The organism is Streptomyces sp. NBC_00525 (assembly GCF_036346595.1).
Taxonomy (GTDB): Bacteria; Actinomycetota; Actinomycetes; order Streptomycetales; family Streptomycetaceae; genus Streptomyces.
Genome location: NZ_CP107834.1, coordinates 3298840 through 3324003, shown reverse-complemented (window position 1 = coordinate 3324003; position 25164 = coordinate 3298840). Strand labels below are relative to the sequence as shown.

The window sequence follows — 25164 nt, the reverse complement described above, 5'->3', positions numbered from 1 at the left end:
CCGGCAGCGACGACATGACCCACCGCTGCGGCACCCAGTCCGCATCCCTCCCGCTTTTACTCCGACGCACGGGACCACCACCGAGCACACCCCCGGCAGGGTCCGCGGCACCGCTGCCCTCGTGCCCCATCCGTGCCCAGCAGAGCGGACAACAGCGGTCAGGTGCGGCCTCCGCAGACCCTGGCCATCTGAACCGTCGCATGGGAAAGCGCAGGTCAGAACCTCTTCGAGGGTCAGAGAACCGCTGATTCCCAAGCTCAGAGCGCGAGTTCGATTCTCGTCACCCGCTCTTGAAACAAGCTCCCAGGTCAGAGACCTGGGAGCTTCGTTGCTACCCGAGCCGCGTGTCAGCTCTGCTACTGGCGTAGGTGGCGGGAGGCAGCAAGGCACGATGACAGCCACGTCGCCTCATGGCGATTTATGATCAAGTCGCCGACGGTGATCACTCCGTCCATCACACTGCCGACCCGTACTGAGTGGTCGCCGACGCGGAACATCTGCCAGTCGGCGTCGCTGTGCCAGAACCGGGCGGTTTTCTCTCCCCGGCGCTGGGCGAAGACGAGTTCCTCTCCGTGCTCGTTGAGGAAGTAGCCGACGTAGTCCCTTCCTGTAATCGCGCCCCCGCACAAGCGGGCCAACAGCCGCTCGATCGAAGGCTGGTTGTCTTCGGTCATGCCGTGGGCTCCTCGGTCTGGTCAGGATCCTGCTGCGCTGACGCGAGGGCCAGCATCCGGGCTGCTGACTCCAACAGAGTCTCGTACGTGATCACTTCAAGCCGTGCCGCGTGTGTGTTGTAGGTGCGGAGTGTCTCCGCGATCTCCTTGGGGGTAATGCCACCTCTAACGAATCGCGGATGCCCGATCACAACCGTTGCCGAGGCTCTACGGGTATCGACTCCGTGGTTCGCGAGGATGGACTCGCGGTTCTCATCCATGGTGCGGAGGTAGTTCTGAGCCTGCGACACCGCGCGGTGGGCATCGGCACCCAACATGAGGTGGCCGCTGCGGCGGATCACCAGGTCCTTGATGTTGGCACGCTTGAGTTCCACTACATGAAGAGATCCATCACCGCGCAGGAGCGGAATATCCAGAATCGTGTCCGCGGTGTACTGCCTACGTGCCAGTTCTGCCACGTAGGCCCCGCCGAAGATCCATTCCTGATTCTTCAGACGGGCGTGGAGGGCGCTCTCCGAGCTCGACTCGTTCTCCACCACAGTGCGCAGAGCGTCGAGTCCCGCTCGCCGAGCCTTCAGCTCCAGCAACTGAGCCAGCAGCTCCGCGTCGGCATCCGCGAGGAAATCACCCACCATCCGCGCTGCCTCGGCCGAGGCCGGTTGCGGCAAATTCCTCATGATGAGCTCCATGTGCCCGTACTGCTGGAGTCGCCTCCTCTCTCGTGTGGGAAGCCGGATCCCACCCTCCTCTGTACCGAGACCCAAGTGGTCCACGGACAGGGATATTCCGCGAAAGAGGTCCCGCGCATCGGCGACCGTCGCCTCCGGATTGTCCCTGGAGAGGGCGTCCAGAACGGCCACCGCCCGATCGGCTCCTATAGCCACCAACCTGCGCATTCCTTCCTCGCTACGATGCCGAGCTTTCTCGTCGTAGTAGTTCTCGAGGATCTCCAGGAACAATTTGCCGCCGGCGTAGGCAGCGAAGCGCTGGAATCGCTGTGCAAGTTCGAAGTCTCCGAACAGGAGCGATTCTTTGGCGACGTCTTCCAAGGCGTTCACCAACGGCCTGCCCTTGCCGTACCTGGTACGGCCGAAGGCAGGGCCCATGACAGCCAGCACTGCATCGATGCGATCGAGCACGCTCGGGTGCTCAGTGAGTTCCCTCGCCCTGCCAACCATCTGCCAAAGCGTGAAACCAGAACGGAATGTCGTCATGCGGTGACCTTAGAAGGAAGCTCTGACAGCGACCGGGTTCAGTAGATCGCGGCCAGCCCGACTCGATCAGACAGGGGAGCGGTGAGCATGTAGTCCGGCATGCAGGGTCGAGGGAGGAAGCAAAGGCAGGTGCGTGCATACTCCAGTATGCTTGGCTCATGTCGTCAACGACTCGCATCACCGTCACGCTCCCCAGCGACCAGGTGGCGGAACTCCGCAAGCTCACGGACAACGTCTCCGGCTACGTAGCGGAAGCCGTAGCCCGGCAGATCCGGCACCAGCTCCTGGGCGACGACCTTCGCCGCCACGAGGAGGAGCACGGAGGCTTCAGTAGCGAGGAGCTCGCCGAGGCCCGCGCGAGCATCTTCGGCTCCGCCGGTTCTTCCAAGGACGCGGACGCCGCGTGAGCGAGCGCATCGAAACCTTTGTCCTGGACTCGGAAGGGCTCTCCGCCTGGATCGCGCAGGACCGCAAGCTCCTGGCAATGCTGCAGGTCTTCCACGACATGGGAGCCGACCTGGTGATCGGGGCGAACACCATCGTGGAACTAGCCCACTCCCGCACCAACATGCCTCGCCTGAACTGCGCCCTGTCCCGTATCAAGGTGGAGCCGGTCACCGAGCAGGCGGCGAAAGCCGCGGCTGAGCTTCTCAAGGGAGCCGGACTGCACGGGCACAAGTACGCCATCGACGCCACGGTGGCCGAGGTCGCCCTCCGCCAGCCGAAACCCGTCGCCCTGCTGACCTCCGACAGCGACGACATGAGCAAGCTCTGCGGCAGCCAGGTTCGCATCATCCCTCTCTGACCAGTCGGCCCGCCCGGATCACGCGGTGCACGGCCGGCTCTCGTGCCCCACGCGTGGCCAGCAGAGCGGGCAACAGCAGTCAGGTACGGCTCCCAGAGAGCGGAAGCTGCCCCTGACCAATCCGAAACCGCAGGTCAGATGGCCTGTGCCTGTAACTGCCGAGGAACCGTTGATTCCCCAGCTCAGAGCGCGAGTTTGATTCTCGTCACCCGCTCTTTAATGAAGGCCCCGGTCAGTGACCGAGGCCTTTTGTTCGTTCGACTCTCTTTCCGCGCGGCTGCGCTCACATGCCTCACCGGTCGAAAGCAGTCAGGGTCCTGGAACCGCTGATGGTGGTGAGTGTGGTGTCCTACGGTGTTCAAGGTCGATAGCGAATGCGAACGGGGGGTTCCATGGCTGAGGGCACGGCGTTGGCGGATCGGATTGCCGATCAGCGGGCCGGGGTGGGTGATCCGCGGGCGTTGCTGGGGGAGTTTCGGCGGGCTGTGGTGTTGGTGCCGTTGGTCGGTGGTGGGTTGTGGACTGCGGAGTTCGGCGGGGTGCGCTGGGTCTGCGGGTTCACGGACGAGGTGGCGTTGGCGCGGTTCGCGCGAGGGCGGGCTTCTGTTGATGGCGCTGGGGCGGCTGGGCGGTCATGGGAGTTCGCGGAGTTGCGGGGAGCACGGTTGCTGGACGAGGTCGTTCCGGCGAGGGGGGTGCCGGCCGGCGTCGCGGTGAACATCGCTGATCCCGAGGGGTCCATGTTCTTCCCTCCCGTGGCAGGGATCGTGCCGGACGCCGTTGCCGTCGATGAGGAGGGTGTCGCGGTGTCGCCACGCGAAGACGCTGGGCGTGGGCTGTGAGCGGCGGTGGGGCGGGGGATCTGCACGTTGATCCGGCCGTGGGAGATCCAGGACTGGCTTTACCGCTTCGACCCCGACGAGGACTCCCGGGGCTGGGAGTGGTGGGACGCCACACTGGTCGGGCCGTCCCGCGTCCACGTCTGGGTGGACAGCTGGGGAGAATCGTTCTTCGGCTGCCAGGAACTCCTCTGGGCCACATACGTAGCCGGCGCGGTCCGGGTCGTCGGCCCCACGCTCGAGAAGTCCACGGTGTGGTCGGCGGGGGTAGCCGACTCGCTGAGGAATCCGCGGCAACGGCCGGCGACATGACGGACTACGACCTGCCCACCGCGAGGGACGAATGCACGCAAAGATGAGAAAGGGCTTGCCGACCCGGCGAGGGATGGGCGTGCGAAGTAATCCTCGGATGCGGGAGATCCTGCGGATGACGGATCTCTCCGACCTGACGGATGGAGACATTCCTCCGTTTTTCCGCGAGGTCGTGGAACGTGGTTGGTCCGTCACTCCCTCTGGGGGAAGGGTGCTGGCCGATCTCTGTCCGGAGACGTTCAGTACCTACGCCGACCGAATCGCAGAGGAAACAACGATCAACGGGAGGGGAATGACCGACTACGACCTCCCTGCCGCACCGCACGAACGTACGCCCCTCCTCGTTCGGCGGTGCCTGGCGTACGTGTGGGCCTGCCTCCGGAAGGCGCATGCGCATTTCGGTGACACTCAGGTGACGGCGTACGTATCCCTCTCCTTCGCTGACACTGAAGAGGCTCTTCTCACCTCGAACGTCACCTTCTGCACCCCGCTCCCCGATGTTCGCCCCTACATTCCGGATGTGGAGGCCGTCACGGACGCAGCCATCGCAGAGGTCACGATGGAGAGACAAGCTATCCCGAACGAAACTCACTCCGGTCAGCTGGGGATTTTGTCCAGCCTCGGGGATTACGAACCGGCCTGGTTGGCCATCGGCCACAAGCGTGTCGTTCCAGTGCCTGCCGGCTCGCGCGTGGACGACGCTCTGGTCCAGCGCATCACTAGAGGCTGCCGAACGGGAGGAGCGGACGCTCTACTGGTGATGGTGCTCGGGTCAGAAACTGTTGGTCGAACCTGGCGGCTGATTGCACCAGACGTAGCGGCATCGGAACTCGTTGGAGTCAGCTCTCCCCTCCTTCTTGCCTCGTCGGACCAGCAGGGTGCGGTTCTGTTCTCCCGCCCAGGGTATGCGCTGGTGGCAGGGACAGCAGAATTCCTCAAGGGCGCCGTTCCGGAAGGGGTGGACGGAGGGCGCGCTCGCTTCGGGCGATACGCTCGCGCCGCAGCCAAGCGATGGCCAGAGTTCAAGGACATCTCGCAGTCATTTCCTCCCCGCCACATTGCCTGGGCCCGTGCACGGGAAATTCCCGCCGGAACAAACGCTGCCCGTCAGGTGAAAATGATGCAGGCCTTCGCTGCGGGGTCCATCAGCGGAGCGGACTTCGCCCGCGAGTGGCTGGACGCCCGGCGCGCGTCCCAGAATGACGGCGAGAGGCTCCGCGACCCGCTCCTCGCGGCCTTCGATCAGATCTTCTCTCTGTTGGAGGACTATTCCATCGATCCGGCCCTTAAAGATCCTGGTGACCTATCGGATGAAGAGCTGGTGGATGCGGTACGGGAAGTCATGGAGCGTACCGATGGATTTGGATGATCTACGGTATGCGCCTACCTTCGGAAGCTCATGACGACCTTGGAGTTAGCCGCATGTATGAGTTCCATGGCTGGTTCGGCATTGCCGAATCAACTGAAGAGTCGGACACCGGAACCCTGGACGCGGGAATCTCGGAGCTGCGCGCTGACATCAGCCGAATCAACTGGGCCACTGGCGAGGTCACACTCAGAGCACACAATGGCGAGTTCTTCGTCACCGCCAACGGGCTGATGAACCGCCGCCGCGATGAGTCCGATGAATTGGATACCCTCCTCCGGAAAATCTGCGTCCGATTTCCCGGCTCCTGGGGGTTGCTCTACGAGCGTTCCTCCGACATGGAGATGCCGCCGGGCCAGGGAGCGTTCCGTGTTCGAGTGATGGCCAGGGGCCAACTGCACATTCGCTTGGACCCGTTCCTTTCGCCGGTCCGGCCGGTTATCGAGGACTGACGCCAAGGGTGGTGGGGCGGGATACCGGCTGTGGGACGGAGCACCGCGGTTCATGCGAGAGTGCGTGAAACCTGCCGGGCCGCAGATGCGTTCGCCCGGTGCCTGCTCGCGGTGCAGGGGCTCATCGGGGTGGCTTCCTTCCTACGCCCCAGGCGAGGCCGAACCCGTAGGCCTCGTCGAGCTGTTGTTGGCTGCCGAGGTAGTGGTGCGGGGTGAACCACCGGCCTTCGCGTCGGAGGTTCAGGCCGTTCGGTTCCGGCGTGATCAGCGCGATGGCGCACGAGGTGGCACCGGCCGGTGAGTCGTCCAGGTGGATACGCCACGTGCCGTCCGGCGCCGACACCGTGACGATGCCCCCTAGGCGCCGGAAGTCCACGGCCCCCTCGTAGACGTACACATAGACGAGTAGCTTGGAGAATTCCCTCCGGTGCTCCAGGCTGATCCTCAGAGTCTCCCCGTCCGACGAGGCGCCGCTGCGATCGTCCTGGTCCAGGCTGACGTAGGGCCACTCGGTGAGCGATCCGAATGCCTCCCCGAGCGGCTGTATCGCCGTGCCTAATCCGTCTCGGGTCTGCACCATGCAGCCCAGGTCGAGGTCCGCCTCCGAGGATGCCGACCAGTTGAGGTTGACCTGCATCACTCCGCGGCCCGAGATCCGGGCCGCAGGCGCCGATTTGGTGAGCTCGACCGGCCCACGACCGGCGGCGGAGGGCCTCCCCGCCTCGGCCCTGCGTGCTGCCGCCGACCCGGTTCTCGCCCCGGCTCCCAGCCGGATGACACCGCGCCGGCGCCCGTCTCCACTCATGAGAACTCCCCCTCGAATGACGTTGCCGGAAGTCGTACTGACTGAACGAAATATGGTCTACCATTGCGCACCCGGTGAGGGTGATGTGAATGTCCTCTCCGGTTGATCATGCAGGACGGGAGTGGCGTCGAGAGACCCTCCGCCACTTCAGCCGTGGACACAACGGGTTCGGCGATCTGCCGCGCCAGGGCGGGGAATGTCCGTGGGGGGACCTCTCGACAAGAAGGTGACGGCTCGTCACCTGGAAGATCTGGCGCAGGAAGCCGAACTGGCACCGGTCGCCGAAGGACTGAGCGCTCTGGCACAGGCCATCGGCTCGGACGAGGAGGGCGCCCTCGACGCCTGGTGCGAACTGGACCTGCTCCACCACTTCGCCAGAGCCGAAAGCGTGGCCGCACCCGAGCCCGACCGACGCGCCGGCTGGACTGCCCGCCTGGACTGGGTACTTGGGGGCATGGTCTTCCTCCCCCTGCTGTTCACGTGGTTAGGACTCGCACAGGCATCCAGCGCGTACGGAGCTCTTACCGGGGCCGATCCCAAGGCGGCTGACCGGCCCTTTCTCCAGCTCTGGCAGTCGGGCTTCCAGGGCCACCTGGACAGCCTGTTCCGGTTCGGGCATGTGGCCCTGGCCGGGTGCATCACGCTGGGGGCGATGCTCGGACTCGCCTTATGGCACGGCTGGCTGCGCAGTGCCGCTGATCGCCGTGAGCAGCTGGCGGAGGAACGGTCTCGTGCCGCCCTCACCCGTCTGGTACCGGTTCTCACCAGCGCACAACTGCTCCTCAACGCCCACCGCTTCGCGTCGCCGCAGCGCTTCGCCGCCGAGCTCAACGCAGCGGCCGGCCGCGTCCAGCGCATGCAGACGAAGGCGATCAGCAGCCAGGAACTGCTGGTACGTGCCGCCGAACTCGTGGGCCAGTCCGTGGACAAGGCCGAGCAGCGGCTCGAACAGGCGGCTGACGCGGTTCTGCCCCTCAAGGAACTGCTCGCCGGCATCGACACCTCGGTAGCCGAGAGCGGCACGGCCATCGGCGGTGCGATCCGCGAGCTCGACGCACCGTTCACCGAGGTGGGCCGCCGGCTCACCGATGCCGTCAACGCACAGCGCGAGACCCTGGACAAGTCGTTCGAGGAGCTCCGGACGAACGTCGACGAGGTCCGCGCGTCCCTGCTCCGGACGACGTCCCACCTGGAAGTCGCGATCACCGGCAATGGGGACGGCCTGCAGTCCACCCTCAATCAAGCGGCCTTGCGCATCGAGGACTCCGTCACCGGGCTGACCGCGGCCCAGCGGGAGTTCACCACGGGGCTGGAGGTCGTCTCCGATCTCAACGGACAGCTGATCAACCGGCTCGGTACAGCGGCTCAGCGGACCGGCGACGCCGCCGACGCCTCGCGGGAGGCCGTCAGCGGCATCGTGACCAGGAGCAAGGCCCTGCACGAGGCGACCGAACGGTTCGCGACGGTGGCAGATGCCCTGGAACGTGCCGTGCTGGCCGCAGAATCGGCGCAGGCGGGGGCCCAGTCCGCGCAGGCCGGCGCCCAGTCCGCGCAAGCCGATGCCCGGTCCGCGCAGGAAGCGGCCGATGCGGCCGACGCGTCCCGGTCGCTCGCGGAGGAAGCGCTGCGGCAAACCAAGGAGGCCCAGCTCCCGATCGGTCCCAGCCTGTGAGCCGCGTTCCCCGTAAGGGCTTCCGGTTCAATCCGGTGCATCTGGCCGGCTGGCTCTTCGCCGACATGCTCCTGGTGCTGGCCCTGGTGTCCATGGGCGACCGCGGTGACCCGCTCGCCGCCGAGGCGTCCGGGGCTTCGCCTCGTCCATCCGCCTCCACATCGGCGACCGCACCCAAGCCCAAGCCCAGCCCGACCGGGCCGCGGTCGGTGGAGCGCAAGCCGGTGAAGTTCGAAGTGACCGCATCCGCCGGTGACACCGACGCCATGGTGAGCCAGCTGACGAGGAAGACCGCGCGGTACAAGGGGCGTACGGCCGCCTTCGTCATCACGTTCGGGAACGCTCCGGAGACCGGCGTCGGCCAGGCATACGCCGAAGAGATCAACAAGGCACTGAAGGTCGCTCGGCCCACCATGTTCCGCGGCGCGACCCCTCGCAACTTCTGGAGCAAAGGGTCGACGGGTTCCGCCGATCTGGAGATCTACTTCTTCACTCGCTGACGGCCTCACCGTCCTGCCAACCTCATTGGAGCGTCCATGCAGATCCTTCCCTTCTACCTCGTGTGCGACGAGTCGGCGTCGATGTCCGGTGAGGCCATAGACACCGTCAACGCGGCGCTGCCCGAACTGCACCAGGAGATCAGCGAGAACCCCACCGTCGCGGACAAGACCCGGTTCGCCCTGATCGGGTTCTCGGACAGCGCGGCCGTTCTGCAGCCGCTGGCCGACCTGAGTGAGCTGACGACGCTGCCGTCCCTGTCCGCCGGAGGAATGACCTCCTTCGGCTCCGCCTTCCGGGTCCTTCGGGATGCCATCGAGAAGGACGTCACCTCGCTGAAGGCGGAGGGGAACGAGGTGTACCGGCCGGTGGTGTTCTTCCTCTCCGACGGCCTGCCCACGGACGACGGGTGGGAGAGCGCCCTCGAGGATCTGGAGGACAAGGCCAGGTTCCGCTACGCCCCGAAGATCATCGCGTTCGGCATCAGCGAGGCCGATCCCGCGATCATCTCCCGCGTCGCCAACTTCCGCGGCTTCATGCAGAACGACAGCGCCGTCACCCCCGCCTCCGCGCTGCGCGAGTTCGCCAAGAGCCTGACCCAGTCGATCGTGACGTCGGCGACGAGCATGGCCGCCCAGGGGAACAACGGCTTCGACCTCCAGGTGGAGGAGACGATTCCGGGCTTCACCACTCTCTCCCTCGACAAGCTGTGAGCGGCTCGATGAACCACGCGGAGACGGCCGGATCTCACCCGTATCCCGATCCCGGCCCGGTCGGCGGCCCAGTCGGCGGCTCGGCCATGAGCCATGGGACGTCGCAGTTGCCCTGCCCCTCCGAGCAGCAGGAGCCGGAGCCGTCCGTGGCCTCGGACCTCTCCCGCGCCCTGCCGCCCGAGGTGCCGCGGCCCGTCGAGGCGCCAGCTTCCCCGGCGGTCGAAGCAGTCGAAACGGCCGACGCGATTGCCCCGGCTGACTCGGCCGACGCGATTGCCCCGGCTGCCCCGGCCGACGCGTCCCGCGCGATGTCCACGGACGGCCCCGGCCGGCCGGCGTCGGGCCGCGGGCTCCCGCTGCACACCGGCAAGCGCCCTCCCCGCTACCCGCCCCATCCTCTGCGCACCCCTTCCCTTCACGACGGTGACGAGGTCGCGGCGTTCAACCCTCATGTGCTCCTCGACGGCTGCACCGAAGGTCACCTCACCGTGCGGGCGGCGTCCGTACGGGGCGACTCGCACAACTGGGAGGGCACCTGCCGGCAGGACTCGATGCTGGTCACCCGGATCGGCCCGCCGCACGCGGAAATGCTGCTGCTCGCCGTGGCGGACGGCGTGGGATCGGCCGCCTACTCGCACAGTGGCTCGTACGTGCTGTCCCGGATGGCGGCCACCTACCTGCACCAGGACGCGGAGAGCATCCACACCGCGATCTGTACGGGTGACCTGGCCGAACTCGGAGCCCTTGCCAACAAGTCCTTCGCCGGCGCGGTCTCGAAGCAGCGCGCGAGCTGGGAGCGCCGGGCGGCCAGTGACCGCCTCACCTACTCGGACAGCGACTACGCCACCACCCTCCACGTCCTGCTGGTGCCCACCGACCCCGGCATCCGGGACCGGGCCCTGTTCGGTGTGGGGGACGGCGGTCTGATCTCGCTGCGTCAACGGCAGTGGCTGTCCGGCGACGAGGGCGCCGGGGGAATTCTCGACACACGCACCGAGGCTCTCCCTCATGCCTACCGCACGGCCAAGGCCCGGCTGTTCCGCACCGCCCCCGGTGATGTGCTGCTGCTCGGCACGGACGGAATCACCAATCCGCTGATGCAGAAGGACCCGGAGTTCGCGCAGATCCTGACCGCCGCGTGGTGCTCCGGCGAGATCCCGTCGATGTCCGACTTCCTGTGGCAACTGCAGACGCGCGCGGTGTCCTACGACGACGACCGCACCGCGATCTGTCTGTGGGAGGGAACACCGTGACGGCCGCTGACGGCAGCGACGTCGAGCGCTCCTCGCTCGTCCTCGGCCAACGGCTGGGCAGCGGCGGTCAGGGAGACGTGTTCGCGCTGGACGGCGACGCGGTCCTCCTCAAGGAGTACAAGAACCCATCCGAGGTGGACGGCACCGAGCTGGCCCGGCTGGTGGACTTCCGGCAGTCGCTGCCCCCTTCCGACCGGACCCGGCTGGACGAACTCGCCGCATGGCCGTTGTGCCGGGTGGTTCAGCAGGGCCGGCCGGTCGGATTCGTGATGAACGCGGCACCGCAGTGGATGACCTGGGTCAACGGGGCCGGCAGCCGGCGGTTGCAGGAAATGCAGTTCCTGCTCAGGACGGCGAAACCCGGCTGGCGGCAGATCGTGCAGCCTGCTCCCGAACAGCGCCGGGATCTCGCCCGGTCCTGTGCCGAGGCCATCGCCTGGTTCCACGCGGCCGGTCTGGTGGTGGGCGACATCTCCCATGCCAACGCCCTGTGGGCGCTCTTCCCGAACCCTGCGGTGTATTTCCTGGACTGCGACGGCTTCCGGCTCGCCGGCAGCGGCGCCGTCCTGCCGCAGGCCGCCACCCCCGACTGGAACGACCCGCTCGCCCCCTCCACCGAGGCGACGGTGGACACCGACGCCTACAAGACGGCACTGATGGTGACGCGGATTCTGACCCGCGACGCCTATGCCCGCCCGGACGAATCGCTCTCCTTCGTCGAAGGCTGCCTGGACGACCGGCGTGAGGCCGCCGTGCGCACGCTCCTGGCCCAGGCGAAGGGCCCGCGCGGAACCCGCCCCAAGCCCGGCGAGTGGAGCATCGCGCTGAGCGAGCGCGGCACGATCAAGCTGAACGCCGTCACCCGGCGACCGCGGCCCGCCGTCGACCGCTCGATGTTCGACGTCGTACGGGACCGGAAACCGATCCCCCTGCGGAAGCCCGCCCCCTGACAGCAGGGTCGGCGCCCGGCCGGCAGGGCGGCTCCCTCCGGGTCGCAGGCGTTCGGCCGGGGTCAGTCGCGGGTGTACATCGTGAACGGGCTGCCCGGGGTGCGGCGGGCTGTGACGAGTTGGTCCTTGTATGTGAACAGGGCTGCCAGTTCGGTGTCCGTGCGGATCATGTCCAGGCCGGTGTCGATCTTCTCCCGCTCGTCGCCGTCGGCCGCGTCGAGGACCCGCAGCTCTTCGTGGCCGTCCTCGCGGGAGCCCTGGTCGGAGAGGACGGTCACCCGGTCGCCGGTCACGTCGAGGCCGCGCAGGCCGCCCGCGACGGCCACGTTCTCCAGCCAGAGCCGGCGGCCGTCCTTGAGGTCGAAGGCGACGACGCGGCCCCGGTGCGCCCTGCCGGACAGGCCCTCGGCGCCGACGTAGAGGCGCCCGTCCCGGACGGACACGAGGGCCGGTACGTGGGCCCGCAGGTCGCCGTAGTCGCCCTTGAAGTCGATCCGGGCCGTGGTCTTCCCGGCCTCGTCGAAGGCCAGGAAGGCGCCCGGCGCGAGCTCCCTCGTAGCGGTCCGCACCATCGCCGGTTCGGCGGAGACCAGGGCCAGTTGTCCGTCCGGCGCGGGCACCGCGCGACTGCCGAGCGGCGCGGTCCAGCGCAGCCGGCCGTCGTCCGGGGCGAACGCGGCGAGGCTCAGTTCCGTGCGGTCGCAGGCGAGGACGGCGACGACCTGCCGCTTCCCGGCCTCGACCTGCTCGGGCACGCAGCCCTCGGGAACGGCCGCCGTCCAGCGCTTGGCGCCGGTCCGCAGGTCGAAGGCGCGCAGGGCCTTCGCACCGGGGATGCCGGGCCGCATGTCGATCGCCCAGTCGTCGTCGGCGTCCCGCAGGACGGCCAGCCCGCCGCCCGCGGCGACCATCCCGGTGAGCGTCTCGGTGAGTCGGCCGCCCGCCGTGCGGGCGGTGTGCCAGCGCTCGCGGCCGGTCGTGAGGTCGAGCGCGGCGACGGTGGTGCAGCCCTCGGGCGTGCTGCGGCCCCGTGCGATCAGTACGACGGAGTCGACCGCGTTCCGGCTGACCGCGCAGACGCGTTCCCGGCCGGGCGGGGTGTACTCCCAGCGTGCCTTCCCCGTATCCGCGGCGAAGGCGGTGACCTTGTCGTACCGGCTGCGGACGAGTGTGTCGCCGACCAGCCAGGCGCCGTTGCCCCGTTCCTCGACGAGGTTGTCGGCCGGGGCCTCCCAGACGACGCTCAGCGAGCCCCCGAAGGCGGAGCAGCCGGTGGTCGCGGCGACGAGGAACGCGGCGGCCGTCGCGAGGAGTCGGGTGCGTGCCCTTCTCCGCCGGCCTGCCCGTTCCCGGCCCGATGCCTGTCCCGTACGCGTTGTCATGCCGCCCCCTGCCCCCCTGGCCCGAACATTCGGGCGAAGTCAGCGTACGGGCAAGGCCGGTCAACGTGTCCGCCACCGCACCGAACCCGGCGGAACCCCTGCGTGGCCGTACGTCGCCGACCTACGCTGGGCCCGAAGGCGGGCGAACCGGAGGAGACCGGTATGGACGCGATCACGGCAGCCGCTCTCACGGCCATGGCCGGCAGTGTCGGCGGGGACGCCGGCCGCCAGGCATGGCAGGGACTCACCGCGCTGGTCAGACGCCCGTTCCGGCGCGCGTCCCCCGAGGACGGCGACTCCGCCGCGGACTCCGGGATCAGCTCCGGCGAGCGGGAACTCGCGGAACTGGAGCGCGATCCGGCCGACCCGCTGCGCGCCCAGGCCCTCGCGACGGCGCTCGGTGTACGGGCCGCGCTGGACGGCGAGTTCCGCGCCCTGCTCGACTCGTGGTGGCGGGAAGCGCGGAGCGGTACGGGCGGCGATGTGAGCAACAACGTCAGCGGAGGCACGCAGAACGCGCCCCTGCTCCAGGGCCGGGACTTCTCGCAGATCACCTTCAACCTGGCCGAGCGCGACGAGGACCGCTAGCGACGCCTCACAGGGCACGCCCCTTCTCCGCGCCCCCTTTTCACCTCTCTGCGCCCTGTCGGAGGGCGTCCGTGCCAGAACGCCGCAAGGTTCTGGCAAGGCTTCCGCCAGGGTTCCGTCCCAGCTGCCGGGCATCCCAGCGACACAGGCAGTTCGTGGCACACGGAGGAGAATCAATGGGGGACGCCATGTCGGCGTTGAGCACGACCGGAACGGGCACGAGCGGGGCGGGTACGACCGGAACGGGCACGGCTGCGGCGGGTACGGCTGCGGCGGGCCGGTTCGAACCGGAGGCCGTCGAGGCGAGGGGGCCGGAGACACGGCAGTGGCTGACGCTGGTGGGACGGAAACGGGTGCTGGCGGTGGTCCACACCGTGACGTACGGGAAACGCCTGCTCGACGTCCTGGCGCTGCTGGAGGCCGACTTCCGGCTCCAGGTCTTCTTCACGGCGCCGCCGCACGCCTTCGGTGACGGCGTGCCCGCCTTCCTCGCCCGGCTCGGGAGCGTGGTGCTGCCGTGGGAGCAGGCCACGGGCATGACCTTCGATCTCGCCCTGGCCGCCGGGCCGCGCGGCGTGGAGTACGTGAACGCGCCGCTCATCACCCTGCCGCACGGGGCCAACTATCTGAAGCGGGTGAGCGAGGGGGCGAACTCCGGCGTGGCGGGGCTGCGCAGGCAGGACCTGTCACCCGGCGGCAGGCTCCCCGCGGCCGTGGGCGTGCCGCACCACGACGAGCTGCGCGAACTCGCCCACACCTGCCCGGAGGCGCTTCCGCTGGCCCATGTGCTCGGTGACCCGGTGCACGACCGCATCACGGCCAGCCTGCCGCTGCGGGCCGCGTACCGCAGGGCGCTCGGGCTCGCCGAGGGGCAGAAGCTCGTCGTCGCGGTCTCGACCTGGGGAGCCCATTCCTCCTTCGGCCGGTTCGACGCGCTGCTGCCGCGGCTCATCTGCGAGTTACCCGCGGCCCGCTACCGTACGGCGCTGCTCGTCCACCCCAATGTGTGGGCCGGGCACGGCGCCTATCAGGTCCGGTCGTGGCTGTCGCGGTGCGTGCACCTGGGCATGGGGATCGTGCCGCCGGAGGCGGACTGGCGCAGCGTGCTGATCGCGGCGGACTGGATCATCGGCGACCACGGATCGGTCACGCTGTACGGCACGCTCACCGGGGCGCCGATCCTGCTGGCCGCCGCGCCGGAGCACGAGATCAACCCCGCCTCACCGGCCGCGACCCTCGCCGCCCTGGCTCCCCGGCTGTCGCCCACCCATCCGCTCGTGGATCAACTCGCCTATGTGTCCCGCGAGTACCGGACGGAGGAGTACGCGCCGATCAGATCGCGCATCACCTCCGAGCCGGGCCGGTTCAACCGGAACACGCGCCGGCTCATGTACGGGCTCCTGGGCATCGGCCAGCCCGCGCACGAGCCGGTGACCGTACCGCTGCCGGAGCCCCTGCCGCCGGCCGCGTGGGCGCCGGGGCGCGGGGAGGCGCTGGCGTGAAGCGGCTGGTCGTGGTCGAGGCGGACCCCTTCCCCGACGTGCTGTGCGCCCGCTGGGACGGTACGTCGTTCAGTGTGCGCCTGGGGCCCGTGCGACCGGCCCATCGCGCACCGGTCGCACTGACCGCACCGGTCGCACTGACCGCACCGGTCGCATTGGCCTCGCCGATCGCACCGGTCGCATCGGTCGTCGACGAGCACCTGGTCGTCGACGTGGACGCCTGCCGGGACGCCTCGCTGCTGGGGTGCGGGGACGTGCTCCAGGGCAGCCGGGTGTGTTCGGTGGCCGGGGGCCTGCGGCGGCTGGCCCGGCTCCTCGCGGCGTATCCGGGCTGCGGACTGGCCGCGGTGCCGCTGGCCGGGGGTGCCGGCGGTTGGGCCCTCGCCAGTGGGTTCGACCGGTCCGTGGTGCTCGTACCGGACGATCCGCATCACGGGCGTGCGGCGGCCGGAGCACCGAGGGAGCCGTCCCTGCTGCCGTCCTGCGTGCATGCCTGGCTGGTGGCGGGGCGGACGCTGCGGGAATGGCCGTACGCCCGCGCCGCGACGCCCGCCTGATCAGCGCAGCGGCATCACCGGGCCGGGGCGGTTCGTCCACACCCCGGCCCGGTGACGCCGCAACGTCACCCGCCCCCAAGTCGGCGCGCGTCGGCCGGGCTCGTCGTCTCGAACAGGGCGCGGGCCCGTCCCAGCAGCTCCCGCGCGCCGGCCTCGTCGCCCTGCTCCCCGGCCGTCTCCCCCAGCAGCTCCAGGGCGCGGGCCTGCCAGAAGGCCGCGCCGGACCCGGTGAAGACCGCCAGCGCATCCCTCATCATCGCCAAGCCCTCCGCGTACGCCCCGGCGCGCGTGCGGGCGCGGCCGAGCAGGACCAGGGCCCGCGCCGCGTCATGGAGGTCGTCCACCGCCACCAGGGCGGTGTGCGCCCGGCCGAAGAGATCGGCGGCCTCACGGGGGTCGTCCGCCGCCAGCGCGATCTCGCCGAGGATGATGCGGGCGAGGGCCGCGCCGCGCGGGTAGCCGCAGCCCTCCCACACGGTGATCGCCCGGTTCAGGAGCTCCACGGCGTCGGCGGGCCGGCCGGCCGCGCGATGGCAGGTGCCGAGGCCGAGGAGCGCCTGGCCCTCGTCCCTGACGTCCCCGGCCTCACGCGCGGCGTGCAGGGACTCGCCGTACCAGGTGATGGCCTCCTGGGTCTGTCCGGCGGCGCTGAGGCCGATCGCGCCGGAGTTGAGCATCTGGCGCTCCGCCGTCCGGTCTCCGGCCTGCCGGGCGGATTCCAGACCGATCCGGTGCGCCCCGATCCAGTCCGCGTAATGGCGCAGGCGCAGGAAGAGCGGCCACATGGCGTCCACGAGCATCCAGCTCGTGTCGTGCCAGCCCTTGTCCGCGGCCAGCCCGACCGCGTCGAGGAGCTGGGTGCGGTACGTGTCGAGCCAGTCGAGCGCGCCGGTGTCGTCGGCGAAGGGGAGCGGGAGGCCGGGCGGGTGGGCGTACGTTCTCGGGAGGGTGTACTGGACCGGGGTCAGCCGCTGCTGTGCGGCCGTCGCGGTGTACAGGCACCAGTCGCAGAATCGTCTCAGCGCCTCCTCGCGGGATTCGCTCGTCTCGTCCTCCATGGCGCGGTCGTGGGCGTGAATCCGTAAGAGGTCGTGCAGGCGGCAGCTGTCGGGACCGGCGTCCTCGACGAGATTGGCCTCGACCAGTTCGTCCAGGCCGCGTTCCGCCCAGTCCAGCGGCTCCCCGCAGGAGGCCGCCGCGATCATCGCGTCGAAGGTACGCACGGGCAGCAGGCCCAGCGTGCGGTACAGGCGGGCACAGTCGGGACTCAGCACCGCGTACGACGCGTCCAGGGCCTTGCGCACCGAGGTCTCTCCTTCCACTCCGAGGGCGGACAGCCGGCCGCCCTCCGGGTTCCGTGCGAGCGCGTCGACGAACGCCTCGACCGACTGGCGCGGCCGGGTCGCGAGCCGCGCGGATGCCAGGCAGACGGCGAGCGGCAGTCCGCCGCACAGGTCCACCAGCTTGTGTACGGAGCCGAGTTCGCCCGCGACGCGTTCGGCGCCGATGCCGCGGGTGAGGAGTTCGACGCCGTCGTCCGGGCCGAGCGCGTCGAGCTGGTGGAAGCCGGCGCCCTGCATCCGCAGGCCGGTCAGCCGGCGCCGGCTGGTGACGACCACGAGGCCGCCGGCCCCCGCGACCAGCAGGGGTCTGATCTGGGCGGCGGTGAACGCGTTGTCGAGCATGACCGCGATCCGGCGGTCGGCGGTGAGCGACCGCCACAGCGGGGCGAGTTCGGCCGCGTCGGTGGACGGTGCCCCGGCGCCCAGGGCGCGGAGGAACTGGGCCAGCACCTCCGCCGGGCCGACCGGATCGCCCTCCGAGTGGCCGCGCAGATCCGCGTACAGCTGTCCGTCGGGGAACTCGGGGGCCAGCGAGCGCAGCCATTTGGACACCAGGGTCGTCTTCCCGATTCCGGCCCGCCCGCTGACGACGATCGGTCCGGAGCCCCTGCCGCGTAACTCGTCCAGGGCCTGGAGGTCACTGATCCGGTTGGTGAAGTGAGCCGGTACGGGGAGGAGTTGGCGGGGTGGCGCGGGGCGGGCCGGAGCGGTGGACGCCGAGTGGAAATGCACGCCCCCGTGCACTTCACGGGCCTGGATCGTGGGTCCGTTCAACGTCGTGTCGCCGCTGATCTCATTCCTGTGCGGATCTCGCGCGACCGCGTTCGCGTCATTCATCCGTCCCACCCCCGGAGATCAATTACGCCTGCCCGCCCGTATTCGCGTTCTACCCCGGCGCGACTTCGAATGACCATCGGGAGCGCGACGGATCGCGCCAAGTCCGAGAAGGCTGTATGGCGGTATTCGGCGGCCGGTGTCATGCTCGTGCACCATCCATCGGAGCGGCGGGGGCGCTGGTGGAATTCCAGGTTCTGGGACCGGTAGGACTGCGGCTGGACGGGCACTGGCTGAAGCTCGGGTCGGACAAGGAACGGGTGCTGCTGGCGGCGTTCGCTCTCGACGTGGGGCGGCCGCTCGCCATCGACGAGTTGATGAACCGGCTGTGGGACGGTGATCCGCCCGCCCGCGCGCGGAACAACACGCACTCGTACGTCTCGCGCATCCGCCGGTACTTACGGAAGGCCGGGACCGGCCCGGACGCGCCGTTCATCGACACCGGGGCGCACACCTACACCCTGCGCACCCCGCGCGGCTCGGTGGACCGCCAGCGCTTCCAGACGTGCGTCGACGCGGCGTTCGCCGGGACGGACGACGCCCGTACGGTGGAACTGCTGACGCGCGCCGAGGAGTTGTGGCAGGGCGACGCGCTGGCGGGGCTGCCCGGCCTGTGGGCGGCGACCGTGCGGCGGACGCTGATGGAGTCGCGGCTGAGCGCCAGCACCGCGCGCATCGCGGCCGCGCTGCGGCTCGGCCGGTTCGCCGAGCAGATCGGCGAGCTGACGGCCCTGGTCGACCGGCACCCCGACGACGAGAACCTGATCGGGCTGCTGATGGTGTCCCTGCATGGCAGCGGCCGTTACGGGGAAGCGCTCCGCGTCTACCAGCGCGCCAGGCAGTCGTTGATGGCGGAGTACGGGGCGCTGCCGGGCGCGGAGTTGAACCTCATCCATCAAGGGGTGCTGGAACGCAGGCCGGCGCATGAGCTGCCGCACAGTGGCGGTACGAGACGTACTGGGGGGTCGTCGGCCACGGTGCTTCCCGCGCCCGGGGCGGCCGAAACGGCCGAGACTGCCGGGGCGACTGAAGTATCTGGTGCGGACGAGGAAGCCACGCCGACCGAACCAGTCGAGCCGGTGGCGGCCGAACCGGCCACCGCGGCCGGGTCCGCCGCATCGGCACCCCTCGTACCGCCGCGCCGCAACCTGCCCCAGCAGCCGCCCCTCGTCGGCCGGCGGTCGGAGTTGCGGGCGCTGACGTCGATGATCGCCGACCGGGTGGCGCGGGGCGATTCCGTCGTCACCGTGGAGGCGGTCAGCGGCATGGCCGGGGTCGGCAAGACCGCCCTGGCCGTCGCCACCGCCCAACTGCTCGCCGACGCCTACCCGGACGGGCAGCTGTACATCGATCTGCGTGGCCACTCCCCCGCCGAGGACCCGCTCACCGCGAGGGCGGCGCTGGCCACCCTGCTCCGGCTGCTCGGCGCGCCCGCCTTCTCCATTCCGGTGGAGCTGGAAGGACGTACCGCGCTGTGGCGGACCATGCTGGCCGGGCGCCGTGCGGTCATCGTCCTGGACGACGCGACCGGCCCGGCGCAGGTCCGCCCGCTCCTGCCGAGCGGTGAGTCCTGTCTGACGATCGTCACCAGCCGCCGGCATCTGACCGGGATACCGCAGGCGCTGTCCGTCGCGCTCGACGTGCTGCCGGAGGCGGACGCCATCGAGCTGTTCCGCCGCTTCGCCGGGGAGGCGCGGACGCGCGACACCGGGCAGATCGCGCGCATCGTGCGCATGTGCGGCCTGCTGCCGCTCGCGATCGAGCTGGTGGCGCACCGCTTCCGCGCCCGCACGTCCTGGACCCTGGGCGTCCTCGCCGAGCGGCTCGCCCGGAGCCCCGAACGGCTCGCGGAGATCCACAGCGCGGATCAGGAGCAGGAGATGGCCCGCGCGTTCGCCCTGTCGTACCGGGGGCTCACGGCGCAGCAGCGGACGGCGTTCCGCCGCCTCGGGCTGCATCCGGGGCCGGAGTTCACCACTCCGGCGGCGGCCGCGCTGCTGGATCTGCCGTACGACACGACGGAGCGGCTGCTCGAAGGGCTGGTGGCCTGCCATCTGCTGCGGGAGCCCGTGCCGGACCGCTACCGCTACCACGACCTGCTCCGGGAGTACGCCTGCTCGCTGAGCGAATCGGCGGACGGCGAGGAGGAGCGCCGCCGTGCGCTGGAGCGGCTGACGGACTTCTACGTCGCCACGGCCGACCTCGCCGACCGGGCGGCCTACCCGCGCCGCGTACGGCCGGCCGCGCCGGCGCCCGCCCGGCCGGAGCCGCGCCCGCTCCTGCGGGACGCCGCCGCCGCGCGGTCCTGGCTCGCCTCGGAGCGCGGCAATCTGCTGGCCGTCGAGGAGTACGCCCGTCGCAACGGGGCCGCCGGGCAGGCCGCCCGACTCGCCTGCGTACTGGCCGGGTTCCTCCAGACGGAGTGCCACTGGCACGACGCCCGCAAGCTGCTCGGGCACGCCGTCGCCGTCTGGGACCGGCCGGACGGCGACGCGTCCGCGCTCTGCCACGCCCTGATCGACCTGTGCGCGGCGGACGCGAGCGTCGGGGACTACGAGGAGGCCACTGAGGCCGGGGAACGGGCCCTGGATCTGGCCCGCACCCTGCGCGACAGGCCCGCCGAGGCAGCGGCGCTGCGTGTGCTCGGCTCGCTGAACTGGCACCTCGGCGAGAACCGGAAGGCGCTCGTCCTGCTCCAGAAGTCCTTCGCCCTCGTGTCACGGACGGGCGATACGTGGGAGCAGGCCCGCAGCCGGAACAATATCGCCGTCACCATGCTGTTCCTGGGGGAGCGTGAACGCGCCCTTCGTCATTTCCTCAAGGCGCTCGAAGGCTTCCGTAACGCCGACGACAGAACCGCTTCCGCGAAGACGCTGAACAACATCGGTGAATTACAGATGCAGGCAGGTGACGTGGCGGCGGCCCGCCGCTCATTCGAGGAATCCCTCACCCTTCTGGAAGCCGGGGGCAATCGGTATGACCGTACGACGGTACGGCGCAATCTCGCCGAGACCGTGATGGAATCCGGCGACTCGGAAACCGCGCTCCTCATGTTCGGTGAAGCGCTCACGGAATTCGCCGCACTGGGCGACCGGAAGAGCCAGGCGGAGACCCTCGTCGGCATCGGCGAGGCGCACTGGCGGCTGGGCCGGGTCGACGAATCCGGTCGCCGGCTCCTGGAGGCGCTGAAGATCGCCCAGAACATCGGAGCAGCTCACCACGAGGTCCAGGCGCTGCGGCGGCTCGGGCGCGCGGACTTCGCCGCCGGCCGGCTGACCGACGCGGCGGACCGGCTCCGGGCGGCGGTGGCCGTCGCCACCCGGACGGACGACATCGCGGAGGAGACCGCCGCTCGCACACTGCTCGCGAAGGTACTGCGGGCGGCGGACGACAACCATCGGGAAATCGCCGAAGAAACGTTGAACGAGCCCCCTTCCGAGGGGGTTGAATAACTCAATATGACGTTGGCATATGCCACCGTCATAAATATCGAATTCGCGTTCCCATGCATATCGAAAACGCGGTTCGATTGTCCGACCTCGGTGCTAGATTCCCTCCTCCCCAATGATCTTCCGGAGGAAGGACCGAACTAAGTTGCGCACCCTCAAGGCGGTCACAGGAATTCTCTGCGTGGCTGCCCTCGCGCCATGGGCGATGAACCTGAACTACGGCTGCATCATGATCCTGATCAGCCCGCACAGCCTGTAGTGACTCCTGTGTACCCGGCCCCCGCCCATGCGCGCATGGGCGGGTTCGCCGCGCCGGGGAAGGCATGCCGTCCCAGAGAGTTGCGGAGCGCCGTCGTTCCGGCGACGCGACTTGTGACGGTCCGCCAGGACCTACCATCGGGGCCCTGTCGATCAGGGGAGTGAGCCGCCGTGACCGTGCCGCGTATCGGGGTCGTCATCGTGACCATGGGGACGCGCCCCCAGGAGCTGGAGGCGCTGCTCGTGTCCGTCGCGAAGCAGGACGTCCCGGCCGCGCGCGTGGTCCTGGTGGGCAACGCCACCTCGCTCGACGACGTGCCGACCGATGTCCTGGACGCGGCCGGTGTCCCCGGCGCGACGGCCGTGACCAAGGTGCCGCTCGCGGAGAACCTGGGCTGCCCCGGCGGGCGCAACGTCGGGCTCCGGATGTTGTGCGACGGCGACGACGTGGACGTCGTCGTGGAGTTGGACGATGACGGGCTGCTCGTCGCGACGGATGTGTTCCGCGAGATCGGGCGGCTGTTCGCGGCCGATCAGGCCCTGGGGGTCATCGGCTTCCGGGTCGCCGACGAGCACGGGCACACGGAGCGGCGCTGGGTGCCGAGGCTGCGGGCGGGCGATCCGATGCGCGGCGGCCCGGTGACGGCGTTCCTCGGGGGCGGCCACGCCCTCTCCGTACCGATGCTCCGGCAGATCGGTTTGTGGCCCGCCGAGTTCTTCTTCGGCCACGAGGAGTCCGACCTCGCGTGGCGGGCGCTCGACGGGGGCTGGGAGATCCGCTACGTGCCGACGCTCGTCCTCCAGCACCCGAGGACTTCGCCCGCCCGGCACGCCGTCTACTACCGGTTCACCGCCCGCAACCGGGTCTGGCTCGCCCGCAGGCGGCTTCCGGCCGCGCTGATCCCGGTCTACCTCGGCGTGTGGATCGCCCTGGCCATGCTGCGGATGCGCTCGCTCACCGGGCTGCGCGCCTGGTGGGGCGGGTTCGCCGAGGGGCTTCGGACCTCGCCCGGCCGGCGGGCGCCGATGCGGTGGGGGACCGTGTGGCGCATGACTCGGCTGGGGCGGCCGCCGATTCTGTAGGGCGGCCGGGGACGGCGCAGCGCTCCGGGGCGGTCGTCGCCGCCCCGGAGCACCCGTGGGGGGAATCCAGGGGTCAGGACGTGCTGCAGGAGACCGTGGGCCAGGTCCAGGTGCCGTTGGTCTGGATGGTGACGCCGAAGTTGTTGCCGCTGCCGTTGGGCCGGGCGGTCAGCACCTGGGCGCTCGGATAGCTCGCGCTGGTGTTCCAGGTGGCGATGACCTTCTCCGGGGACGGCACGTTCATCGTCACGGTCCAGTTGGAGGAGCCGGAGACCGAGACGTCGAGGTTGTAGCGGTCGCCCCACTTCTGCCCGGCCGAGAGCGTCGCGGTGCAGCCGTTGTTGCCGCCGCCCGTGTCGCCGCCGCCGTTGTCGCCGCCGCCGGACGTGCTGCCCAGCGTGATGCTGGAGCTGCCGCTGCTCTGGTAGCCCTCGGTGGCCATGATCATGTAGTTGAAGCTGCCGAGGTTCATCCCGTGCGACGCCCAGGCGTCGAAGTGGTTGCCGGTGGTGATGGTGCCGCCGGTGCGCTTGGACTGGCGGACGCTCCAGTACTGCTTGAACGTCTTGTTGCCCTCGATCGACGGGGCGTTGACCCGTGTCGTCTCGTAGATGTCGTACGTGCCACCGTCGCTGTTGACCGTGCCCTTGAAGGTGCCGGTGGGCCGGTACGTACCCCAGTTGTCGACGATGTAGTACTCCACGAGCGGGTTCTGCGACCAGCCGTAGAGCGCCAGGTAGGCGTTGCCGGAGGGGTTGAAGGAACCGGAGTACGTGACGCTGCGGCGGCCGCCCGTGCTCCAGCCCTTTCCGGCGACGAAGTTCCCGGTGTTGCGCCACGACGTGCTGTAGCTGCCGCCGGAGCCGAGGTTCATCGAGACGGTGCCGGAGCTGTCCGTCCAGAACGAGTAGTAGTAGCCGTTGTTGTTGCCCGTCTGGTTCGAGGTGACGGTGGTGTCGGCGGTGGCCGTACCGGGAAGGGCGATGGCCGCCATCGCCGCCACCAGCAGGGTGAAGGCGGTGCGGATGAACAGCCGGAGGCTGTCCGCGGGTCCGGTGCGGCCTCGCGGTCGGTTCATGGGATGTGCGGGGGCTGCGTGCATGGGGGGAGTCCTCTCGTCCTCATGACCAGGTCGTCGTCGGCCGGGGGGCCTGCCGACGGCGCTCAGTGTTGGACCGTGCCCCAGGGGTGTCAATACTTTCGGCACGAGTTGCGAAACTGTCGATCCCGGTCGCCCCTACGGGAGTTGGGGATTACACCAGCTCAGCGAACCGTTCCCCGCGAGTAGCCCGGGCATGAAAGAGGCGGTGGCGAGCCCTTCCGGCGACCCGCCCACCGCCCGTTTCGAAAGTTTCGACCCCTTGTCGGAGCCCTCTCGGAGCCCCCTCGGAGCCCTCCCGGAACCCCCGTCGGGCCCCTACCGGCCCAGCCAGGGGCGGTGCCCCGAACCCATGGGATGGGTTCCGGTCACCCCCATCACCACCGAGTAGAGGCTCGTCTCCGCCGTGATGAAGAGGCGGTTGCGCTTGGCGCCGCCCCAGGAGATGTTCGACACCGCCTCCGGCACGTTGAGCCGGCCGATCAGCGTGCCGTCCGGGTCGTAGCAGTGCACGCCGTCGTTCATGGCGGCGGCCCAGAGCCGTCCGCCGTCGTCGAAGCGCAGGTTGTCGAACCCGGCCCCCGGGCGGGCGCCCGCCTCGGCGAAGGCCCGCCCCTCGGAGAGGGTGCCGTCGTCCCGTACGTCGAAGACGCGGATCAGGCCCGCCTTGGTGTCCGAGACGAACAGCCGCCGTTCGTCCGCCGAGAACACCAGCCCGTTGGGCGCGCCGAGGCCGTCCGCGACGAGCCGCACCTCCCCGGTGTCCGGGTCGATCCGGTAGACGTTGTTGGCACCGATCTCGCTCTGCGCGCGGTGCCCCTCGTAGTCGCTGGTGATCCCGAAGTCCGGGTCGGAGAACCAGATCGAGCCGTCCGACTTCACGGCCGCGTCGTTCGGGCTGTTCAGCCGCTTGCCCTGCCAGTGGTCGGCCAGCACCGTGACCGTGCCGTCGAGTTCGGTGCGCGTCACCCGGCGGTTGCCCTGCTCGCAGGTGATGAGCCGGCCCATCCGGTCCAGGGTGTTGCCGTTCGGGTGCCCCGCCGAGCGGCGGAAGACGCCGACCGCCCCGGTCTCCTCGTCCCAGCGGAGCATCCGGTCGTTGGGGATGTCGCTCCAGATCACCTGCCGCCAGGCCGGCACGTACAGCGGGCCCTCGGCCCACCGGCATCCCGTGTACAGCACCTCCAGGTCCGCGTCGCCGTTCATGCACCGGCCCGTCCGGAAGCGGTCGTCGAGCGGTTCGTACAGTCGGGGCTTCTCGCTGGTCATGCCGTTCCATCCGTTCACCCGTACGCGGCCGGGGTCAACCGCCGCATGATCGTCACTCCTGGCCGGAAAGATGCCACAGCCCCCTTGCGAACACGCCGTGTTGGGCAGACGGGCCCCGGCCGGCGGGACGGCGGTGGGCTCACGGGCTTCTAGGGTGTGCCGGGTGCTGGTGGGTGAAGAGGTACGGGCGGACGCGGACGGTTCGGCGCGCGGGGCGGTACGGGCGCCGTGGTGGCGGGTCCACCGT

Annotated in this window: 23 protein-coding genes; 16 read left to right on the top strand and 7 right to left on the bottom strand. The window is 69.7% G+C overall.

Going from position 1 to position 25164, the window contains the following annotated elements:
- Nucleotides 1-356 precede the first annotated feature (356 nt).
- Nucleotides 357-674, bottom strand: a complete 318-nt coding sequence (locus OG710_RS14585; RefSeq protein ID WP_330239721.1) for a hypothetical protein — start codon at nt 672-674, stop codon at nt 357-359.
- Entirely contained in the window at nt 671-1888 is a 1218-nt protein-coding gene (locus OG710_RS14580; protein ID WP_330239720.1) for a Shedu anti-phage system protein SduA domain-containing protein, read from the bottom strand. Before OG710_RS14580 ends, OG710_RS14585 begins: the two co-directional genes overlap by 4 nt.
- Before the next feature lie 158 nt (nt 1889-2046).
- Between OG710_RS14580 and OG710_RS14575 the strand changes: the two genes are divergently transcribed.
- The 6 genes from OG710_RS14575 (at nt 2047) to OG710_RS14550 (ending at nt 5662) form a co-directional block, all read left to right on the top strand.
- Nucleotides 2047-2295 (top strand): type II toxin-antitoxin system CcdA family antitoxin, encoded by a 249-nt coding sequence (locus OG710_RS14575; RefSeq protein WP_330239719.1) that lies wholly within the window; start codon nt 2047-2049, stop codon nt 2293-2295.
- The gene (locus OG710_RS14570; protein WP_330239718.1) at nt 2292-2693 is read left to right on the top strand and encodes a PIN domain-containing protein; all 402 of its coding nucleotides are present in this window, start codon (nt 2292-2294) and stop codon (nt 2691-2693) included. The genes OG710_RS14575 and OG710_RS14570 overlap by 4 nt, the downstream gene beginning before the upstream one ends.
- 392 nt (nt 2694-3085) lie before the next feature.
- On the top strand, nt 3086-3535 hold the full coding sequence (locus tag OG710_RS14565; protein WP_330239717.1) for a hypothetical protein: 450 nt from the start codon (nt 3086-3088) through the stop codon (nt 3533-3535).
- A 27-nt stretch (nt 3536-3562) separates the two neighbouring features.
- Nucleotides 3563-3844, top strand: coding sequence for a hypothetical protein (locus OG710_RS14560; protein WP_330239716.1), 282 nt, complete (start codon nt 3563-3565; stop codon nt 3842-3844).
- Nucleotides 3845-3959: 115 nt separating this feature from the next.
- Nucleotides 3960-5213, top strand: a complete 1254-nt coding sequence (locus tag OG710_RS14555) for a hypothetical protein (protein WP_330239715.1) — start codon at nt 3960-3962, stop codon at nt 5211-5213.
- A gap of 53 nt (nt 5214-5266) precedes the next feature.
- Nucleotides 5267-5662: an Imm7 family immunity protein gene (locus tag OG710_RS14550; protein ID WP_330239714.1), complete on the top strand. Its 396-nt coding sequence runs from the start codon at nt 5267-5269 to the stop codon at nt 5660-5662.
- Between the two features lie 121 nt (nt 5663-5783).
- On the opposite strand, the gene OG710_RS14545 is transcribed toward OG710_RS14550, so the two are convergent.
- Nucleotides 5784-6299 (bottom strand): tellurium resistance protein, encoded by a 516-nt coding sequence (locus tag OG710_RS14545; RefSeq protein ID WP_330239713.1) that lies wholly within the window; start codon nt 6297-6299, stop codon nt 5784-5786.
- 364 nt (nt 6300-6663) lie between these two features.
- Between OG710_RS14545 and OG710_RS14540 the strand changes: the two genes are divergently transcribed.
- The 5 genes from OG710_RS14540 to OG710_RS14520 all read left to right on the top strand — a co-directional run bounded on the left by OG710_RS14540 (nt 6664) and on the right by OG710_RS14520 (nt 11553).
- On the top strand, nt 6664-8139 hold the full coding sequence (locus OG710_RS14540) for a hypothetical protein (RefSeq protein ID WP_443064259.1): 1476 nt from the start codon (nt 6664-6666) through the stop codon (nt 8137-8139).
- Nucleotides 8136-8639 carry a hypothetical protein gene (locus tag OG710_RS14535; protein WP_330239711.1) on the top strand — a complete coding sequence of 168 codons (504 nt, stop codon included), beginning with the start codon at nt 8136-8138 and terminating at the stop codon, nt 8637-8639. Before OG710_RS14540 ends, OG710_RS14535 begins: the two co-directional genes overlap by 4 nt.
- A gap of 36 nt (nt 8640-8675) precedes the next feature.
- Complete coding sequence (locus OG710_RS14530; RefSeq protein WP_330239710.1) at nt 8676-9350, top strand: vWA domain-containing protein; 675 nt, start codon at nt 8676-8678, stop codon at nt 9348-9350.
- Nucleotides 9351-9436: 86 nt separating this feature from the next.
- Nucleotides 9437-10603, top strand: coding sequence for a protein phosphatase 2C domain-containing protein (locus OG710_RS14525; RefSeq protein ID WP_330239709.1), 1167 nt, complete (start codon nt 9437-9439; stop codon nt 10601-10603).
- Nucleotides 10600-11553 carry a hypothetical protein gene (locus OG710_RS14520; RefSeq protein ID WP_330239708.1) on the top strand — a complete coding sequence of 318 codons (954 nt, stop codon included), beginning with the start codon at nt 10600-10602 and terminating at the stop codon, nt 11551-11553. Before OG710_RS14525 ends, OG710_RS14520 begins: the two co-directional genes overlap by 4 nt.
- A 62-nt stretch (nt 11554-11615) precedes the next feature.
- On the opposite strand, the gene OG710_RS14515 is transcribed toward OG710_RS14520, so the two are convergent.
- Nucleotides 11616-12935 carry an outer membrane protein assembly factor BamB family protein gene (locus OG710_RS14515; RefSeq protein WP_330239707.1) on the bottom strand — a complete coding sequence of 440 codons (1320 nt, stop codon included), beginning with the start codon at nt 12933-12935 and terminating at the stop codon, nt 11616-11618.
- 162 nt (nt 12936-13097) lie between these two features.
- On the opposite strand from OG710_RS14515, the gene OG710_RS14510 reads away from it, so the two are divergent.
- The 3 genes from OG710_RS14510 to OG710_RS14500 all read left to right on the top strand — a co-directional run bounded on the left by OG710_RS14510 (nt 13098) and on the right by OG710_RS14500 (nt 15582).
- Nucleotides 13098-13523, top strand: coding sequence for a hypothetical protein (locus tag OG710_RS14510; RefSeq protein ID WP_330239706.1), 426 nt, complete (start codon nt 13098-13100; stop codon nt 13521-13523).
- Between the two features lie 338 nt (nt 13524-13861).
- Entirely contained in the window at nt 13862-15025 is a 1164-nt protein-coding gene (locus OG710_RS14505) for a hypothetical protein (RefSeq protein WP_330242254.1), read from the top strand.
- Entirely contained in the window at nt 15022-15582 is a 561-nt protein-coding gene (locus tag OG710_RS14500; RefSeq protein ID WP_330239705.1) for a hypothetical protein, read from the top strand. The genes OG710_RS14505 and OG710_RS14500 overlap by 4 nt, the downstream gene beginning before the upstream one ends.
- A gap of 65 nt (nt 15583-15647) precedes the next feature.
- Here OG710_RS14500 and OG710_RS14495 read toward each other — a convergent pair whose 3' ends face one another.
- Nucleotides 15648-17762 carry a tetratricopeptide repeat protein gene (locus OG710_RS14495; RefSeq protein WP_330239704.1) on the bottom strand — a complete coding sequence of 705 codons (2115 nt, stop codon included), beginning with the start codon at nt 17760-17762 and terminating at the stop codon, nt 15648-15650.
- 179 nt (nt 17763-17941) lie between these two features.
- On the opposite strand from OG710_RS14495, the gene OG710_RS14490 reads away from it, so the two are divergent.
- Nucleotides 17942-21211 carry an AfsR/SARP family transcriptional regulator gene (locus OG710_RS14490; protein ID WP_330239703.1) on the top strand — a complete coding sequence of 1090 codons (3270 nt, stop codon included), beginning with the start codon at nt 17942-17944 and terminating at the stop codon, nt 21209-21211.
- 426 nt (nt 21212-21637) lie between these two features.
- Nucleotides 21638-22549, top strand: coding sequence for a glycosyltransferase family 2 protein (locus OG710_RS14485; protein ID WP_330239702.1), 912 nt, complete (start codon nt 21638-21640; stop codon nt 22547-22549).
- A gap of 73 nt (nt 22550-22622) precedes the next feature.
- On the opposite strand, the gene OG710_RS14480 is transcribed toward OG710_RS14485, so the two are convergent.
- Nucleotides 22623-23627 (bottom strand): glycoside hydrolase family 11 protein, encoded by a 1005-nt coding sequence (locus OG710_RS14480; RefSeq protein ID WP_330239701.1) that lies wholly within the window; start codon nt 23625-23627, stop codon nt 22623-22625.
- 339 nt (nt 23628-23966) lie between these two features.
- On the bottom strand, nt 23967-24917 hold the full coding sequence (locus tag OG710_RS14475) for an SMP-30/gluconolactonase/LRE family protein (RefSeq protein WP_330239700.1): 951 nt from the start codon (nt 24915-24917) through the stop codon (nt 23967-23969).
- Nucleotides 24918-25164 lie beyond the last annotated feature (247 nt).